The sequence below is a fragment of the Maribacter orientalis genome, from assembly GCF_900109345.1.
GTDB lineage: Bacteria > Bacteroidota > Bacteroidia > Flavobacteriales > Flavobacteriaceae > Maribacter > Maribacter orientalis.
On sequence record NZ_FNZN01000010.1, the window covers coordinates 1 to 17,334 of the forward strand.

The window sequence follows — 17,334 nt, forward strand, 5'->3', positions numbered from 1 at the left end:
GAGAATTTTGTTCCTCAATTTTTCATCGGAAAGCTCTCTCTCCAGGCGTTTGATTTTTTGGGCAGGTGTTTCTTTTGATTTTGGCATTTGATGGCGTAAAGGTTTACTCCAATCTAATGTACCATGTTTTCTCAGCCAAACCAAAACGGTACTTCTGCCTTGAATACCATAAGACTTTTGCGCTTGTTTATAAGTCATCTCGCCTTTTTCAACCTGATGGACTACACTTAATTTAAAGCCCAAATTATAATCGCGTTGAGTACGCTTGTTTACCGTAATAATCGAATGTTTCATAAATAAGTCGATTTTGTGTCAACTTATTTCAGGACGGGACATTAAGATAAAAAAAGCCCGGTCTATTTGACCGGGCTTTTTTTATGCTCAAGAATTTACAATCTTCTCTTGGTGCCGAATAGACTCTTGGTGGATTGCTTTGAACATACGAAGAACGAATTCTTCACTTAGTCCTTTACTTTCTCCTTCAAGAATCATTGCTCCTAAAATTTCGTTCCAACGTGTGCTTTGCAATACTGCTACGTTTTTCTCTTTTTTAAGTTCACCGATAGCATCTGAAGTTTTCATACGCTTACCTAAAGTTTCGATCAATTGATTATCGAAAATATCAATATTCGCTCTTAGATTGTTCAATTTCGCATTGTATTCAGCCTCAGTGTTATCTTCTTTACGAATTTTCAAATCTCTCATAATCTGAACTAACTTGGCTGGCGTTACTTGTTGTGCAGCATCACTCCATGCATTATCTGGATCATGATGAGTTTCAATCATCAATCCGTCAAAATTAAGATCTAGAGCTGTTTGTGATACATCAAAAATCATTTCTCTATTTCCTGTAATGTGAGATGGATCATTGATTATAGGTAAATCTGGAAATTTAGTCTGCAAATCAATCGCCATTTGCCATTCTGGAATATTCCTATATTTAGTTTTCTCGTATGTTGAGAAACCTCTATGAATAACTCCTAAATTTTTAATATCTGCAGTAGCCAAACGTTCAACAGCTCCTAACCATAAAGCTAAATCTGGATTTACCGGATTCTTCACCAATACGATTTTATCGGTTCCTTTTAATGCATCTGCAATTTCTTGAACTATAAACGGACTAACTGTTGATCTTGCACCGATCCATAATAAATCGACATCATGCTCTAAAGCCAATTCTACGTGCGCACGATTTGCTACCTCAGTAGCAGTTTTCATACCTGTTTCAGCCTTAACTTTTTGAAGCCATTTAAGGCCCAATGCGCCTACACCTTCAAAATTTCCTGGGCGAGTACGGGGTTTCCAAATACCTGCTCTGTAATAATTTACATCGGTATCTTTTAGGGAGTGTGCTATTCCTAACACTTGTTCCTCTGTTTCCGCACTACATGGCCCTGCTATTACTAGTGGATGGTCTAGTTTTAAATCATCCAACCATGTTCTCATTTGTTTTGAATTTTCCATTTTAATTATTCTATTTCTTGTTTAACGGTATTCCTTTTAATATTCCTTTAATCTTATTGGTATTGTTCATTTCATTGTAAATACCTTCGTAATCGTCTTGCAGCAGTAATTCTTTAAATGCTGTAAGATTATGTATGTACTCGTCTAATGTTTCGACTACATTTTCTTTATTTTGCTTAAAAATAGGTGTCCACATGGCTGGTGAACTTTTTGCCAAACGCACCGTACTTTCAAATCCACTGCCCGCCATATCAAAAATATCTCGCTCGTTTTTCTCTTTCTCAATTACTGTCTTACCCAACATAAAAGCACTGATGTGCGATAAATGAGATACATAGGCGATATGCTTATCATGCGCTTCGGGGTTCATATAGCGAATACGCATACCTATAGCTTGAAAAAACTGCAATGCTTTTTCTTGTAGCTTAAAAGCAGTCAGCTCCACTTCACATATTATATTCGTCTTATCTCTGAACAAATCATTTATCGCTGCCGATGGACCAGAAAACTCTGTTCCTGATATTGGGTGGCAGGCTAAGAAATTTCTTCTCTTGGGATGGCTCTCCAACGTTTTACAAATTAATGATTTGGTAGAGCCCACGTCAAAAACAACACAATCTTCATGAACTGCATCCAATATTTTCGGAAGCTCTGTAACCATTACATCTACCGGAATACTTACAATCACCATATCTGCCAATTGCAAATCTTGATAGCTCGCTTTCTTATCGATAATTCCTAAATCTTCGGCCTCTGCCAAATGTGTGGCATTAGAATCAATGCCGTATACGGTAACCTCTTCTTGCGTAGACTTTATGTCTTTCGCTAAAGAACCTCCAATTAAACCTATACCGATTACAAATACATTCATTAAACTAAAATCTTGCGATTGCCTCTTTTATTTTATCCTCAGTAATACAAAGAGAAAACCTAATATAGCCCTCTCCATTACTCCCGAATATGGTTCCTGGTGTTATAAATAAATCTTTTTTATATAATATGTCATTTATAAAAGCTTCGGATGCCACACTACCTTCAGGTAATTTTGCCCAAACGAACATGCCAACAGCATCTCTATCATAAGAACAACCAAGTGTATCTGCCAATTGAAAAATCAACTCTCTACGCTTACCATACACCTTGTTCAATTCAACGAACCAATCATCACTACTTTCTAACGCTGCTATAGCTCCTTTCTGAATGCCGTAAAACATACCAGAATCCATATTACTCTTTACTTTTAAAATAGCATTGATATGTTCTTCACTACCCAGAACAAAACCTACGCGCCAACCAGCCATGTTAAAGGTTTTGCTTAAAGAATTCAGTTCTAAACACACCTCTTTTGCATTTGGGATACTTAAAATACTTGCTGGATCTGTATTCAACACAAAACTATATGGATTGTCATTTACCAAAAGAATATCATGCTTTTTGGCAAAGGCAACAATTTTAACAAATTGTTCTCTTGTTGCGGTAGCACCTGTTGGCATATGCGGATAACTCAACCACATAATTTTGACTTTCGACAAGTCTTGATCTTCTAATACCTTTAAATCTGGAAACCAGCCATTTTCTTCGATAAGGTCATAATATATTGGCACAGCCCCTACCAAATTCGTTACCGATGTATATGTCGGGTATCCTGGATTCGGAATCAACACCTCATCCCCAGCATTTAAAAAGGCTAAACTAATATGCATAATGCCCTCTTTAGACCCCATTAAGGGGAGAATTTCAGTGGCAGGATCTGCTGTTACATCAAATCTATTTTTATAAAAATTAGCTATAGACTCTCTTAATTGAGGTAAGCCTTGGTAACTTTGATACTGGTGCGCACCATTTTCGAACACTGCTTCCTGTATTGCATTTAGCACGTGTTCTGACGGCGCTAAATCTGGACTCCCGATCCCCATATTAATGATAGGTTTACCTTGTGCCATTAAGCCACGTACTTCTCTCAACTTTTTTGAGAAGTAGTATTCCTGTACGGTATTCAACCTATCGGCCGTTCGTATCATTGTCTCACATTTTTATATTCACCCAAAACCTTAAAATCTTCTGCCATGATGTTCAATAGCCTTTTTGCCTTTGTAAAATCTGCAAAATCGTTAAAAGTTACATCAACAAAAAAGGCATATTTCCAAGGTGTTTCTATAACTGGCAATGATTGTATTTTCGTTAAATTTAATCTGCAATCGCTCATAACATTAAGTACTGCTGCTAAACTGCCCCTTTTATGGTCGGTAATAAACCGTATAGAAGCCTTCGTAATTTCGGCCTCTGGCAACGCATCGTTTTTTGTTTGTACAATGATAAAACGGGTTGCATTATTTTTAATGGTCTGTATCTCTTTTGCTACGATGTCCAAACCATATAATTCTGCCGCAACGTTAGGTGCGATTGCTGCTACATGACCTAATTTTTGTTCTTGAATTCGCTTTGCAGTTTCAGCAGTATCAACATCTTCTACCAATTTAATATGCGGATACTGTCTAAAATACTCCTTGCATTGCAACAATGCCATAGGGTGTGAACTTACCTCAGAAATATCTGAAATTTTTTGCCCTTTCAGCACCATCAAATTATGATGAATGTTCAAGTAATATTCGCCTATAATATGCAAGTCGTTATGGTTGACAAGTGCATAATTTGGGATAATTGATCCGGCAATCGAATTCTCTATAGCCATCACTCCTTGATCCGCTTCTTTCGACAATAACTTATCTACCAACTCATCGAACGAAAGACATTCAACGAGCTCTATATCATCTCCATAACAATCTTTTGCTACTTGGTGATGATTGGAACCTTTAATTCCCTGTATCGCTATTTTTAAACTCACTTTTACTTAATTAATTTCAAAAAAAAAAGTTCCGATATATATCGGAACTTAATTCTATTTTATTTTTAAAATATGCTAGAACAGTCCCGTACCTCTCTTAAAAAAGAAGTAGAAATAAAAACCTGTCCAGAAATATTGTTTTGTCATTGCTCTTGTAAACTTCGGCTAATGTAGTAATTATATTTAAAAACTGATATCTATGAGAATATTTTTTTTAAATTAACATTTACCTTACCAAAACATATGGTTTTTGTGTAAATTATAACTCTATTGATTTGCGCTAGGCTGGTAATAAAATAGAATAGACCAATTATTTTCTTGAACATCTCCTAAGTTTTTGACAACTTCAATTGTATTTATCTTTCTGTGAAATTAATTCAGTAGTTTATGTCAGCTGAACCATTTGACTCATTTAATTTAAAATGTATACTATATTTCATGCCTCCATTTTTCACCTACTTCAAAAACAAAGTAATCATTACTCGTTTGGTAAATTGAAAAAACAATCAATAACAGCATCTAGCTCCGGTTGTATTATAGGGTTTGTACAATTAATTAAAATTGAAAATACGAGTTGCTCTTTTGGATAGACAAAGAAATTAGAATAGCCTCCTACTCCGTTACCTATATGGCCGTAAAATTTTCTTCCTTTAGCATCTTCACTTACCTGCCAACCCAAACCATAGTACGTTGGTTTACCATGAACTTCTCGAGAAGTTAAAAATTGATTAAGGATTTGTGCTTTAACCTCAATTCCCTTATTTAAATAGGCTTGTCCGAATTTGGCAATATCCGCTGATGTGGAAAGATAACCGCCTCCTGCTAGTTTGTAAAAATTATCTACAGGAATTGCCTTTCTAAAACCCGTTAAACACTTCGTGTAAAAATTAACTATATTTTCAGGTGCTTTAAATTCAGTACTCTCTTTCAGCTTAGTACCATCAATCTTTTTACTGTGTTCAAGATGACATTTTGGACAAAAGGTATTCTGCATCCCTAAGGGATTCAACACCTTTTCTTGAACATATTTCTCAAAGGGGATACCGCTTGCTTCTTGCATTGCCGCAGAAATCATTACCCAATCAAAACTATTATATAAATATTCAGTGTCAGGTTCAAAAACTAACGGGTCATTCTTAAATACCCCTAAACCTTCTTTGATTGAAAAAGGTTCGTTCAGCCCATATTCCTTTCCTTTATACACTCGTATACCTGCTGTGTGACTTGCCAATTGTCGGATGGTGAAATCCCATTTTTTCTTAGGATAATCTGGAAGATAGGTGTAGAAAGATTCATCTAAATCTAGTATCCCATCTTGTACCATATGTGCTAATGCCGTTGCAGCAATAGGTTTGGAAACACTAGCTATTCTAAAGATAGATTTTTGTGGATCTATAAACTGTTGTTGCGCTATATCGGCATAACCAAAACCTTTTTGAAAAATGGTCTCTCCTTCTTTTAGAACGGTAATTGCCAACCCCGGAATCTTATTTTTTGCATACATATCTTGTAAAAGCGAATCTGCTTTTACCATGCCCATCAATTCTAGATTTTCGGCTAAATCCCGTTTAGCAGCAAATACATTTTTCAGGTATCTAAGTAAGGGATTCATTCCACAAAAATAAGTCTGCCATTATACAATTCTTGAACGTCGATCTCAACAGGTCTGGTATAACTTAAAACATCGCCTGTTCCTCGAAGCACACCCGAAATTTTTAACTGGGGATCAATAAGTACATCGTTCGAGCCTCTATGATTAATATTTATATTTTGGGCAACCAACTCTTCTGCCTCTATTCTAGAATCTCCGGCTGCAATATTGATATTGAAATTTTCGACATTTCCCCTTAAATTGAAATAGGCAATTCCATTTACCGTAATTCTTAAAGATGAGACATCTAAATCTAGATTAAACTCCCCATCCGTAGTCTCCGCTTCAGGATTTGTAAAACTTTCAGAAAATAAGCTTAAACTCCCAAAGCTTAAAACACCATCACTACGAATAGGAAAACCTGTACTACTGCGTATTTCGGTTAAATTTGAAGTGGTAACATATACAACGGTAGCTCCATACTTACGCACATAATTACAGTCGTTCGTATCTGTCAAAATCAATCTTCCGTCTTCTACAACGGCTGCCACTTCATCTCGCAAATTTTCACCGGTTTCAATTTCTACCTTTTGTGTATCACCTTGCTTTATTACTAAGGTTACGTTTTCAAAAACAGTAATCTTTTCAAAATCCTGTACCTCAACTTCATTCCTTACAATTTCTCCGGTATCTTGAAAACAATCCGATGCATTTTCAGAGTCGCAGGAATTGAAGGATATACTTAAGAATAGAAAAGTAAACAAAACAAAATGGTCTCTACTGCGCCTGCCTTTATTAAAGGCTAACTCGATTTGTCTAAATACTATCATACGATTTCTAATTTTTGACATCTTATAATCTTATTCCTATACCAAGTTCAACGGCTTCTGCCTTTGCCCCGTGCGATTTCAAGGTTATTGCCCCATAAACCTTATCACCAAAATAACGCTTTAGTCCCATACGATTATACATACGCCCTTCAAAGTCAAAAGGATAATACACGTAATATCCTAATTGAGATATTATGGACATTTTATTAATGAACAGTTCATGACCTACAAAAACGCCTACCCTTTTATAATCGTCATCTGCTGCAACCTTATTTTCAGGAAACGAGATACTTTGATACCGAATCAATTCTTTTAAAAAATTTGAGAAAAAGACATCTGTTCCCATTTGAATAGCACTTTTTCTTCCAAGGCGCTTATCGGCATAAGCGGAAAATACAACAAAACCATATTGACCAGAATCAATAACATCACTTTCATTCAATCCGGTTCTAAGCGCAAAATTGTATCGCACAGGTTCTGTGACTTTTTCTTTTTCTCGATGTACATATTCAATTTCAGTTCCGCCATTAAGGTCATATACAAGACCTGCATTTAACGCCATGGTATTTGTAGATGTATTAGGTGCCCTAAAATTAGCATTAGAATAGTGAATTATTGAAATACCCGCTTTAAAACCTAATCCTTTAAAAATGTTTTCCTTATGGTAATTGAACATTAAATAGGTAGAACTCAAAAAATCGGACCCATAGGCATTGTTCCTAAAATTGGTTGTTTTATCATACGGATTACTTGTGTAAGCAATTCCTTGACCTACCCTTAGCTGTATATTTCGTTTAAAAAAATAGAAATTATAATGGGCATATAAGCTATAATTCTTTCCTAAGGTCTCATAATTCATGTCTTGATAAATGAAAGAAAAGCCCAAATCTGGATAATTATACAATTCCTCCCATTCTTCAGAACCGTAGGTTTTACGATTATAACTTAAAATTATACCACCAGGATGTGCATTTATTAAATGTGAAATATCTGGATTATGCAGAATTATAGATCCGTAAAATTGATTTGCATCTAGGGTATATTTCTTAAGCTCCGGACTTTCTTGTGAAAAGCAAAAGGTAATAGCAAAGAATAAGAAGAAAAGAAACTTAAAATTCATGAAATGCAAAACTAACTAATTAGTAATGAGTACAAAGTAAAGAGAAGGCATAAAAATGACCCTTTAACGTTGTACATTAAATGTAGTTCTTAACTTAAAAAAGCTCTTTTGCAATAGCCTTAATATTATCAGATTTACCCATAGAATAGTAATGTAATACAGGAACACCAGCTGCTTTCAACTCTTTCGATTGTTGAATGGCCCACTCTATGCCAACAGCACGCACATCTTTATTTGAAGTACAACTATCAACTGCATCAATTAAATCTTGTGGAAGATCAATTCGAAAAACTTGTGGTAACAACTGTAAATGACGTTTTACCGCAATAGGCTTTATTCCTGGAATAATCGGAACTGTTATCCCTATATTTTTTGCAGCTTCTACAAATTCAAAATATTTTTTATTATCAAAAAACATTTGAGTTACTACATAGTCGGCACCAGCATCTACCTTCTCCTTTAATCGTTTCAAATCTGATTGTAAGGAAGGTGATTCTAAGTGCTTTTCTGGGTAGCCCGCTACACCAATACAAAATTCACCTGTATGGTCGGTCTCTACCGTTTCATGTAAATATTTACCACTATTCAGATCATGAATCTGCTTCACCAAATCAATTGCAAATGGGTGACCGCCATCGGTAGGTTCAAAATATTTCTGTTCGCTCCGTGCATCGCCACGTAAGGCCATAACATTTTCTATACCCAAATAATGACAATCGACCAACATGTATTCGGTTTCCTCTTTGGTGAATCCACCACAAATTACATGTGGTACTGTATCTACATTATATTTATGCTGAATAGACGCGCAAATACCAACCGTACCCGGTCTCATACGTGTGGTATGCTTATCTAAAAGCCCCTCTTTCTGCACATAAATAGTCTCTTCCCTAGATGTGGTCACATCAATAAACGGAGGTTTAAACTCCATCAATGGGTCTATGTTATTATACAGTTCTTGTATATTTCGCCCTTTCACAGGTGGTACAATTTCGAAAGAAAATAAGGTCTTTCCTTGTGCGTTGTTGATATGGTCTGTTACTTTCATTCTAAATTAAGTTGGCCGTTTTATATGTAATCGACTTTACTTCTAAACTTTTATTTTATTCCTTTTTTTGGGCGTTACCAAATGGTCGGGCTTTACGCTATATTTTTTCTATTTCTAAATATTATTTTCATTTTAGCAAACATGAGTAAAAATAGAAAAAGATGCCACTTCAATCCCTAACGCAAATTAGGCATCTACAATATTTGGAGATAACCATCTCTCAGCTTTTTCGAAATCTATTCCCTTTCTCTCTGCAAAGTCTTTCACTTGGTCTTCCTTTATTTTACCTAAACCAAAATAACGTGCTTCAGGATTTCCAAAATAATACCCACTAACTGATGCCGCTGGCCACATCGCCAAACTATCCGTTAGTTCTACACCTATTGTTTCCTTAACTTTTAAAATATCCCAAATGGTCAATTTCTCCAAATGATCCGGACAAGCAGGATACCCCGGCGCCGGACGAATACCTTTGTACGATTCATGAATCAATTCTTCAGTACTCAAATCTTCATTGTCCGCATAGCCCCAATGTTTCATACGGACTTCTTTATGCAAGTATTCGGCGAAAGCCTCTGCCAATCGATCTGCCAATGCTTTTACTAAAATAGAATTGTAATCGTCCAAATCCTTTTCATATTGGCCAGCCAACTCAGCAGTACCAAAACCTGTGGACACACAAAAACACCCTATATAATCTTCCCTTCCAGATTCTTTTGGTGCGATAAAATCGGACAATGCATAATCAGCGACTCCTTCTCTTTTTTGTAATTGTTGACGTAGGGTGCGGAATATATAACCCTCTTCCTCTCGGCCTTTAACTGCGCTTAAGGAAACATTGATATCATCCTCATTTATGGTATTGGCAGGAAACAATCCAAAAATTCCTTTGGCCTTCAACTGCTTATTAGAAATAATTTGCTTCAACATTTTTTGTGCATCAGCAAATAATTCTGTGGCTTGGGCCCCTACTACATCATCAGTTAAAATTGCGGGATATTTACCATGCAATTCCCAGCTTCTAAAAAATGGAGTCCAATCGATATAAGGCACCAATAGATTTAAATCTAAATCTTCAATAACTTGAATTCCTAATTTGTTGGGCTTAAAAATTTCACTTTTGCTCCAATCTATCTTAAACTTATTTCTGCGCGCAGCAGCAATCGTTTTGTATGTTTTACTGGAAGATCGGTTTAAAAACTTGGTTCTAAATACATCATAATCTTCCTTAATTCTCTTTTTATACCCGAGAGACGTTTCTTTTTGAAGCAAATCGCCTACTACGGTAACTGCCCTTGAAGCATCGTTTACATGAACCACAGCTTCTTTATATTGCGTATCTATTTTTACTGCTGTATGCGCTTTACTGGTTGTTGCACCACCAATCAATAACGGAATTTTAAAATTCTTTCGCTCCATCTCCTTGGCCAAATGCACCATTTCATCCAAAGACGGTGTTATTAATCCACTTAAGCCAATAATATCTACATTATGCTCAATGGCTGCTGCGATTATTTTTTCTGGTGGCACCATAACCCCTAAATCAACAATCTCATAATTATTACACGCTAGAACAACACCAACGATATTCTTACCAATATCATGAACATCTCCTTTTACGGTTGCCATAAGAATTTTACCGGCATTATCAGAATCCCCTTCTTGCGGATTCAATAATTTCTCTTCTTCGATGTACGGCAACAAATACGCCACCGCTTTTTTCATGACCCGAGCAGACTTTACTACCTGTGGTAAAAACATCTTTCCGCTTCCAAACAAATCACCTACCACATTCATACCAGTCATTAAATTTCCTTCAATAACTTCAATTGGCTTATCGGCTTCTTGTCTCGCTTGCTCTACATCTTCAACTATATATTGGTCAATACCCTTTACTAAGGCACGTGTAATTCTATTTTGCAATGGCTCCTCTCGCCATGACAAATCAATCTTACTTTCTTTTGTTTTTCCAACCACCGATTCTGCAAAATCAAGTAATCTCTCGGTTGCATCATCCCTTCTGTTTAAGATAACATCTTCTACACGTTCCAGTAAATCCTTAGGAATATCATCATACACCTCCAACATACTCGGGTTTACGATACCCATGTTCATACCCGCTTTTATGGCATGATATAGAAATACTGAATGCATCGCCTCACGAACAGGGTTATTTCCCCTAAATGAGAAGGAAACATTACTTACCCCACCACTGACACTTGCATACGGTAAATTTTCGCGTACCCATTTAGTAGCTTTTATAAAATCTAGGGCATTGAGCTTATGCTCATCCATACCCGTAGCAACAGGGAAAATATTAAGGTCAAAAATGATATCCTCTGGTGCGAAACCAACCTTATCAACTAGCACATCATATGAACGCTTAGCAATTTCGATTCGACGTTCATAATTGTCGGCTTGGCCTACTTCATCAAAAGCCATAACTATTACAGCGGCACCATAGCGTTTAATCAATTTAGCCTGATGCATAAATTGTTCTTCACCCTCCTTTAAACTAATGGAATTCACGACACATTTTCCTTGCACAACCTGTAAACCAGCCTCAATGATTTCCCATTTAGAACTATCGATCATAATAGGAACTCGAGAAATATCAGGCTCGGCAATGACCAGGTTCAAAAACTTGACCATGGCCTCTTTCCCATCAATCAGACCATCATCCATGTTAATGTCGATAACCTGTGCACCATTTTCTACTTGCTCTCTAGCTACAACCAAAGCTTCTTCAAATTTTTCTTCTTTTATCAATCGAAGAAACATTTTTGAACCAGCCACATTGGTACGTTCACCAACATTAATAAAATTCGTTTCAGGGGTTACAATCAATGGCTCAAGGCCACTTAACTTTAGAAATCGTTGTTCGTTTTTTCCGCTCATAACTTCTAATGATCTTATTGTAAAACAGGAAATTGTCTAGGTTTGAAATCTTTTACCACCTTGGCAATCGCTGTAATATGCTCAGGTGTGGTGCCACAACAGCCTCCCACTATATTGACCAGTCCTTTTTCGACATATTCCCTAATTTGTTCTGCCATTTGATCCGGAGTTTCATCATACTCCCCAAAAGCATTAGGCAAACCGGCATTTGGATGTGCAGAAACTGCATGTTCACTTTTTGTAGCCAACACTTCTAAGTGCGGCACTAATTGACTGGCTCCTAAAGCACAGTTAAAGCCGACCGATAATATAGGAATATGGGAAATTGATATTAAAAATGCTTCTGCTGTTTGTCCTGATAATGTTCTACCCGATGCATCGGTAATCGTTCCACTAACCATGATAGGAACATCTATATTTCGTTCTTCTTTTACTTCTTCAATAGCGAATAAAGCTGCTTTTGCATTAAGGGTATCGAAAATTGTTTCTACCAGTAATAAGTCTGATCCACCATCTAATAATGCTTCAACTTGCAGTTTATAAGCTATTCTTAGTTCGTCAAAAGAAATGGCTCTGTAACCAGGATCATTTACATCTGGTGACATACTTGCCGTTTTGTTCGTCGGTCCAATACTCCCAGCTACAAAACGAGGTTTATTTGGTTCTTTTTTTGTGAATTCATCGGCAACCTTTTTAGCGATACGGGCAGATTCATAATTTAATTCATATACCAAATCTTCCATATGATAATCTGCCATGGCAATAGTAGTGCCTGAAAAGGTATTGGTTTCAACAATGTCTGCACCGGCCGCAAAATACTTGCGGTGAACATCGGCAATTGCTTCGGGTTGTGTTAAGGACAATAAATCATTGTTACCCTGTAAAGGGTGTTCCCATTCTTTAAAGCGTTCTCCCCTAAAATCTTCTTCTTGAAATTTATAGCGTTGTAGCATAGTGCCCATTGCACCATCTAACACTAAAATTCGTTCTTTTAAAATTTCCTTTATATCCTTCATTTTACGCTGTAAAAAGTTCTATGTTCATAAAAATTTAATATGATATCAAGGAAGTAAAGGATAGGAAAGTGTTCTTTCTTGAGTTATCTGTCCCCAAAAAAAGGGATAGAATGTAGCACCTTCTTATCCGTTCAGAAAAGGGTTGCCAAGGTTTCATAGGGTCTAGTCCCTCCGCCTTTCTTGATAACGTTTCAATCTATTTATGAACGAATTGCAAAGTAACGGCACTACCAGGTCAAATCCAAAAAAATCCATATACTTTTTGGCTTGAGGAATTTTGATTATACGTCATAAAAAAACCTCTAAAACATTAAAGAATCAGAGGTTTCTTTTATTGTACTAAAGCCTTAAGCGATACTTTGTACAACTTCTTTTTTAGCTTCTTTTTTAGAACCATCAAATCCTTCTACACCACCTACGGTAGTATATTTCATCACATAACGTTTTCCAGGATTAATTTGTTGATAAGCAAACTGACACATTACTGCTGCCTCATGGAAACCAGATAAAATCAATTTCAACTTACCCTCATATGTATTCACATCACCAATCGCATACACCCCAGGTATATTGGTCTGGTAATCTTTTGCATTGTTCACCTTAATCGCATTTTTCTCGATTTCTAATCCCCAATCACCTATTGGTCCTAACTTAGGAGAAAGTCCAAATAAGGGAATAAAATGATCTACTTCTAAATACGTGTCTTCCTTTTCTTTATCTGTATGTTTAAGAATCACAGCTTCAAGATGCTCCTTACCATGTAACTCCTTTACCTCTGCTTTAGTCACTAATTTAATTTTACCCAATTTGGCAAGTTCAGCTGCTTTTTCAACGGAATCCAATGCTCCCCTAAACTCATCCCTTCTGTGAATTAACGTCACTTCTGACGCTACATCGGTTAAGAAAATAGCCCAATCCAAAGCAGAATCGCCACCACCGGCAATGACCACTCGTTTATCCCTATATACCTCAGGATCCTTAATCATATAGGCAACACCAGTATCTTCAAAATTTACAATATTAGAAATGGGTGGTTTTCTTGGTTCAAAAGAACCTAATCCTCCAGCAATAACTACCACAGGTGCATTATGTTGCGTTCCCTTATTCGTAGTCACTACAAATGATCCATCATCTAATTTATCTAACGTTTCGGCTCTTTCTCCCAATGTGAAACCAGGCTCAAAAGGCTTAATCTGCTCCATAAGATTATCTACCAATTTACCTGCCAAAATTTCTGGAAATGCGGGTATATCATAAATGGGTTTTTTAGGATATATCTCTGAACACTGACCACCTGGTTGTGGTAATGCATCAATTAAATGTGTTTTCAATTTTAATAATCCCGCTTCAAACACCGTAAATAATCCGGTTGGACCCGCTCCTATGATGAGCATATCTGTTTTAATCATAATTTTCTTTTAGTACTGAGTAGCTGGCATAGAGTTTTCCAAAATTACCTCCTTACCGTTACACTTTATTTAACTTTCAACTTATAACTCTAAATTCTAACTCTTAACTACTTGCTGTTTCAACCATGCTGAACCCAACATTACCGCTTTCAACTAAATAGTTTTGTTTTGCTTCCAATAGGGCTTCACGATGTTTTACAACTTCACCTATGATTATAATTGCCGGATTGGATAATTTTTCCTTTTCCACAACCTCTACAATGTTTTCTATGGTGCCTATCCCTAATTTTTCATTTTCCCGAGTACCATTTTGAATGATAGCAATTGGTCTGTCGGATTTGCCTTCACTTTTAAATAATGCTACTATTTGAGATAGTTTAGACATTCCCATTAAAATCACTACGGTTGCACTGCTCTTTGCTGCCAAGGCAACATCTGTAGATAATATATGTTCTTTTGTCGTTCCGGTAATCACCCAAAAACTTTCTGATGCTCCTCTTTTTGTTACCGGTATATTTTGATAAGCCGGCACACTCAAACTTGATGAAATACCAGGTACCATGGCTACTTCTAAACCAAACGATGCTGCATACTCCATTTCTTCAGATCCACGACCAAAAACAAATGGATCCCCCCCTTTTAACCGTACCACATGTCCGTGTGATTTAGCCCTACTTACAATAAGTTCATTGATCTGCTCTTGCTGATAGGCATAACATCCTTTACGTTTACCAACGAAAATCAATTCTGCTTTTTTTGAATATTCAAGCAACTCTTCATTAACCAAAGCATCATACAACACCACATCTGCATTCTCTAAAACTTTGATGGCTTTTAAAGTGATGAGTTCTATATCGCCAGGCCCTGCACCTACAACAGTCAACCTCCCCGCCCTATGGAGGGGAGCGTCGACTATTGAACTGATTGTTTTTTGATTGGATAAATTATTGATATGCATATTACACCTCTGCTAATTCTTGTTGTCTGAATTTTGCAACAGTTTCTAAAAATAACCTTGCATCACTCAAATACGATTCTGCAAAGGCTTTTGTTGGTTCGTTTTTATTCAATTGAAGCACCATATTTTCAAATCCTCCAGCGACATCTATTCTACCATTGGCAACGAACTTCTCATCAAAGTCTTTGATAATACTCACATGCGTGTTGACTTTAGTGTTTTCTGAAGTCAACATCGCTTTTGCCGAATTCACCATAGATGAATATGCATGATAAATACTGGCCGACCATTTCTCGGCATCGAACATATCTTGGGCATTTTCAATTTTTTCTTCACTTTCAAAAAGTAAAGTCGCAATCAAATCAATCACCACACCGGCACATTCACCAACACCAATAGCCTTTTCGTATCGTTCTGAATTACCCCAGTCAATAAAATCATCTGCCGTTAAATCATCAACAGAAGATAATGGTGTTAGAAAATCATAGAAATACATTTGTCCTTTTTCTGCATAATAATCTGGGAACGATAAATTGCCACCATTAGCATCAAAATCATTTAGAATTAAACGTAATGCTTCCGGACCTCTTTTACTCGGTACTTTTACTACTTTATCAGCAAAACGCCCTTGACCATTTCCGTCGTTGCTACCTCCTAATAAAACCTGAAGTGCAGGTGCAACTAATTTATCTTTAGTACGAACGGACATACCTTGAAAACCAATATTGGCCATATTATGTTGACCACAAGCATTCATACATCCGCTGATTTTTATAACGACATCTTCATTATTTATGTAGTCTGGATATTCTGTTTTGATTACACGTTCCAATTCTTCTGCAATACCTGTACTACTTGCAATACCTAAATTACAGGTGTCTGTACCTGGGCAAGCTGTAATATCCAACGCTTTATTATAGCCTACCTCTGTAAAGCCTAACTTTTTCAATTCAGTATAGAAAAATTCAATATTTTCTTCTTTCACAAAAGGAATCAAAATGTTCTGACGCAACGATAATCGAATTTCTCCGGCAGCATATTTTTGAACTAAACCTGCCAATAATCTAGCTTTATCCGTATAAAAATCTCCTAATAAAACCTTGACACCTATAGCTACATAGCCTGATTGTTTCTGTGGCACCACATTTGTAGATTTCCACTGCTCAAATTCTTTAGCATCGACTATCTCTACATTTGGAACTTCCAAAGTAGAAACCTTGATTTTTGGATATGCATCTGCATCAATCGGAAATGAATCAAAAGGAACCGCTATTTTCTCCGCAGCCAATAATTCTTTGAATCCGTCTAATCCTAAATCTTTCAACAAGAATTTCATTCTAGCCTTAGCCCTACTCTTACGCTCACCATAACGGTCAAAAACACGTACTACCGTTTCCATTAAAGGAATAATTTGGTCAGCTGGCAAGAAACTGTATAATTCATCGGCATGTCTAGGTTGAGAACCTAAACCACCACCTAGCATTACTTTAAATCCTGGCTCTCCATTTTGAAGCTTCGCAATAAAACCCAAATCATGCATGTAAGAAAGTCCGGTATCGGCATCACTTGCAGAAAACGAAACCTTAAACTTACGACCCATTTCTTGACTCACAGGATTACGTAGAAAATATTGGAATAACGCATGTGCATAAGGAGAAACATCAAAAGGCTCATCAACGTCTATACCTGCCGTTTCACTAGCGGTTACATTACGAACCGTATTACCACAGGCTTCCCTAAGTGTAATATCATCCTTTTCCAATTGTGACCAAAGCTCAGGAGTTCTGTTCAAATCCACATAATGAATCTGAATATCTTGGCGCGTCGTAATATGAAGTCTTCCTGTAGAATACTCATCGGAAACATCACAAATACGCAATAACTGTTTAGAAGTAACCTTACCATAAGGTAATTTTATACGAATCATTTGAACCCCTTCTTGACGTTGACCGTAAACACCACGTGCCAAACGAAGACTTCTAAACTTTTCCTCATCTAATTTGCCGCCATGAAACTCATGAATCTTACGTTCTAATTCAAGAATATCTTTGGCAACTACCTGATTTTCTATTTCTGTTCTAAAACTCTGCATTCTTTTTCTAGTATTTGGTACTGAGTAATCTGTACTATTATCAAATTTCCATTTTACCTATAG

General features: G+C 36.6%; 13 protein-coding genes, 1 pseudogene and 1 riboswitch. All 14 genes and pseudogenes read right to left on the reverse strand.

Features of this window, described 5'->3' with window-relative positions; genetic code table 11:
* Positions 1-294, reverse strand: a pseudogene (locus BMY56_RS16265) (IS3 family transposase); the annotation flags it as partial.
* 87 nt (positions 295-381) lie between these two features.
* Positions 382-1,464, reverse strand: coding sequence for a bifunctional 3-deoxy-7-phosphoheptulonate synthase/chorismate mutase type II (locus BMY56_RS16270; RefSeq protein ID WP_091626675.1), 1,083 nt, complete (start codon positions 1,462-1,464; stop codon positions 382-384).
* Positions 1,465-1,474: 10 nt separating this feature from the next.
* A complete protein-coding gene (locus BMY56_RS16275) occupies positions 1,475-2,335 on the reverse strand; it encodes a prephenate dehydrogenase (RefSeq protein ID WP_091626678.1) in 861 nt (286 codons plus the stop codon).
* Between the two features lie 4 nt (positions 2,336-2,339).
* Positions 2,340-3,485, reverse strand: coding sequence for a pyridoxal phosphate-dependent aminotransferase (locus BMY56_RS16280; RefSeq protein WP_091626681.1), 1,146 nt, complete (start codon positions 3,483-3,485; stop codon positions 2,340-2,342).
* A complete protein-coding gene (locus tag BMY56_RS16285) occupies positions 3,482-4,309 on the reverse strand; it encodes a prephenate dehydratase (protein ID WP_091626683.1) in 828 nt (275 codons plus the stop codon). The genes BMY56_RS16280 and BMY56_RS16285 overlap by 4 nt, the downstream gene beginning before the upstream one ends.
* Before the next feature lie 478 nt (positions 4,310-4,787).
* Positions 4,788-5,921, reverse strand: a complete 1,134-nt coding sequence (locus BMY56_RS16290; RefSeq protein WP_091626686.1) for a serine hydrolase domain-containing protein — start codon at positions 5,919-5,921, stop codon at positions 4,788-4,790.
* Complete coding sequence (locus BMY56_RS16295; RefSeq protein WP_091626883.1) at positions 5,918-6,730, reverse strand: head GIN domain-containing protein; 813 nt, start codon at positions 6,728-6,730, stop codon at positions 5,918-5,920. Before BMY56_RS16295 ends, BMY56_RS16290 begins: the two co-directional genes overlap by 4 nt.
* Positions 6,731-6,752: 22 nt before the next feature.
* Complete coding sequence (locus BMY56_RS16300) at positions 6,753-7,850, reverse strand: acyloxyacyl hydrolase (protein ID WP_091626689.1); 1,098 nt, start codon at positions 7,848-7,850, stop codon at positions 6,753-6,755.
* 94 nt (positions 7,851-7,944) lie between these two features.
* Positions 7,945-8,898 carry a methylenetetrahydrofolate reductase [NAD(P)H] gene (gene metF / locus BMY56_RS16305; RefSeq protein ID WP_091626691.1) on the reverse strand — a complete coding sequence of 318 codons (954 nt, stop codon included), beginning with the start codon at positions 8,896-8,898 and terminating at the stop codon, positions 7,945-7,947.
* A 186-nt stretch (positions 8,899-9,084) separates the two neighbouring features.
* Positions 9,085-11,796 (reverse strand): methionine synthase, encoded by a 2,712-nt coding sequence (metH, locus tag BMY56_RS16310; protein WP_091626694.1) that lies wholly within the window; start codon positions 11,794-11,796, stop codon positions 9,085-9,087.
* 14 nt (positions 11,797-11,810) lie between these two features.
* Positions 11,811-12,812 carry a homocysteine S-methyltransferase family protein gene (locus BMY56_RS16315; protein WP_091626697.1) on the reverse strand — a complete coding sequence of 334 codons (1,002 nt, stop codon included), beginning with the start codon at positions 12,810-12,812 and terminating at the stop codon, positions 11,811-11,813.
* A gap of 80 nt (positions 12,813-12,892) precedes the next feature.
* A riboswitch (SAM riboswitch) is annotated at positions 12,893-13,002 on the reverse strand.
* Between the two features lie 157 nt (positions 13,003-13,159).
* A complete protein-coding gene (locus tag BMY56_RS16320) occupies positions 13,160-14,221 on the reverse strand; it encodes an NAD(P)/FAD-dependent oxidoreductase (RefSeq protein WP_091626700.1) in 1,062 nt (353 codons plus the stop codon).
* 103 nt (positions 14,222-14,324) lie between these two features.
* Positions 14,325-15,179, reverse strand: a complete 855-nt coding sequence (cobA, locus tag BMY56_RS16325; protein ID WP_091626702.1) for a uroporphyrinogen-III C-methyltransferase — start codon at positions 15,177-15,179, stop codon at positions 14,325-14,327.
* 1 nt (position 15,180) lies between these two features.
* Positions 15,181-17,271, reverse strand: a complete 2,091-nt coding sequence (locus BMY56_RS16330) for a HEPN domain-containing protein (protein WP_091626705.1) — start codon at positions 17,269-17,271, stop codon at positions 15,181-15,183.
* Between the last annotated feature and the right edge of the window lie 63 nt (positions 17,272-17,334).

What these genes read in the sequence shown, in the direction of transcription:
- BMY56_RS16270 (WP_091626675.1), bottom strand. Translation starts at nt 1,464, where the DNA reads ATGGAAAATTCAAAACAAATGAGAACATGGTTGGATGATTTAAAACTA.
- BMY56_RS16275 (WP_091626678.1), bottom strand. Translation starts at nt 2,335, where the DNA reads ATGAATGTATTTGTAATCGGTATAGGTTTAATTGGAGGTTCTTTAGCG.
- BMY56_RS16280 (WP_091626681.1), bottom strand. Translation starts at nt 3,485, where the DNA reads ATGATACGAACGGCCGATAGGTTGAATACCGTACAGGAATACTACTTC.
- BMY56_RS16290 (WP_091626686.1), bottom strand. Translation starts at nt 5,921, where the DNA reads ATGAATCCCTTACTTAGATACCTGAAAAATGTATTTGCTGCTAAACGG.
- BMY56_RS16295 (WP_091626883.1), bottom strand. Translation starts at nt 6,730, where the DNA reads ATGATAGTATTTAGACAAATCGAGTTAGCCTTTAATAAAGGCAGGCGC.
- BMY56_RS16300 (WP_091626689.1), bottom strand. Translation starts at nt 7,850, where the DNA reads ATGAATTTTAAGTTTCTTTTCTTCTTATTCTTTGCTATTACCTTTTGC.
- metF (WP_091626691.1), bottom strand. Translation starts at nt 8,898, where the DNA reads ATGAAAGTAACAGACCATATCAACAACGCACAAGGAAAGACCTTATTT.
- metH (WP_091626694.1), bottom strand. Translation starts at nt 11,796, where the DNA reads ATGAGCGGAAAAAACGAACAACGATTTCTAAAGTTAAGTGGCCTTGAG.
- BMY56_RS16315 (WP_091626697.1), bottom strand. Translation starts at nt 12,812, where the DNA reads ATGAAGGATATAAAGGAAATTTTAAAAGAACGAATTTTAGTGTTAGAT.
- BMY56_RS16320 (WP_091626700.1), bottom strand. Translation starts at nt 14,221, where the DNA reads ATGATTAAAACAGATATGCTCATCATAGGAGCGGGTCCAACCGGATTA.
- cobA (WP_091626702.1), bottom strand. Translation starts at nt 15,179, where the DNA reads ATGCATATCAATAATTTATCCAATCAAAAAACAATCAGTTCAATAGTC.
- BMY56_RS16330 (WP_091626705.1), bottom strand. Translation starts at nt 17,271, where the DNA reads ATGCAGAGTTTTAGAACAGAAATAGAAAATCAGGTAGTTGCCAAAGAT.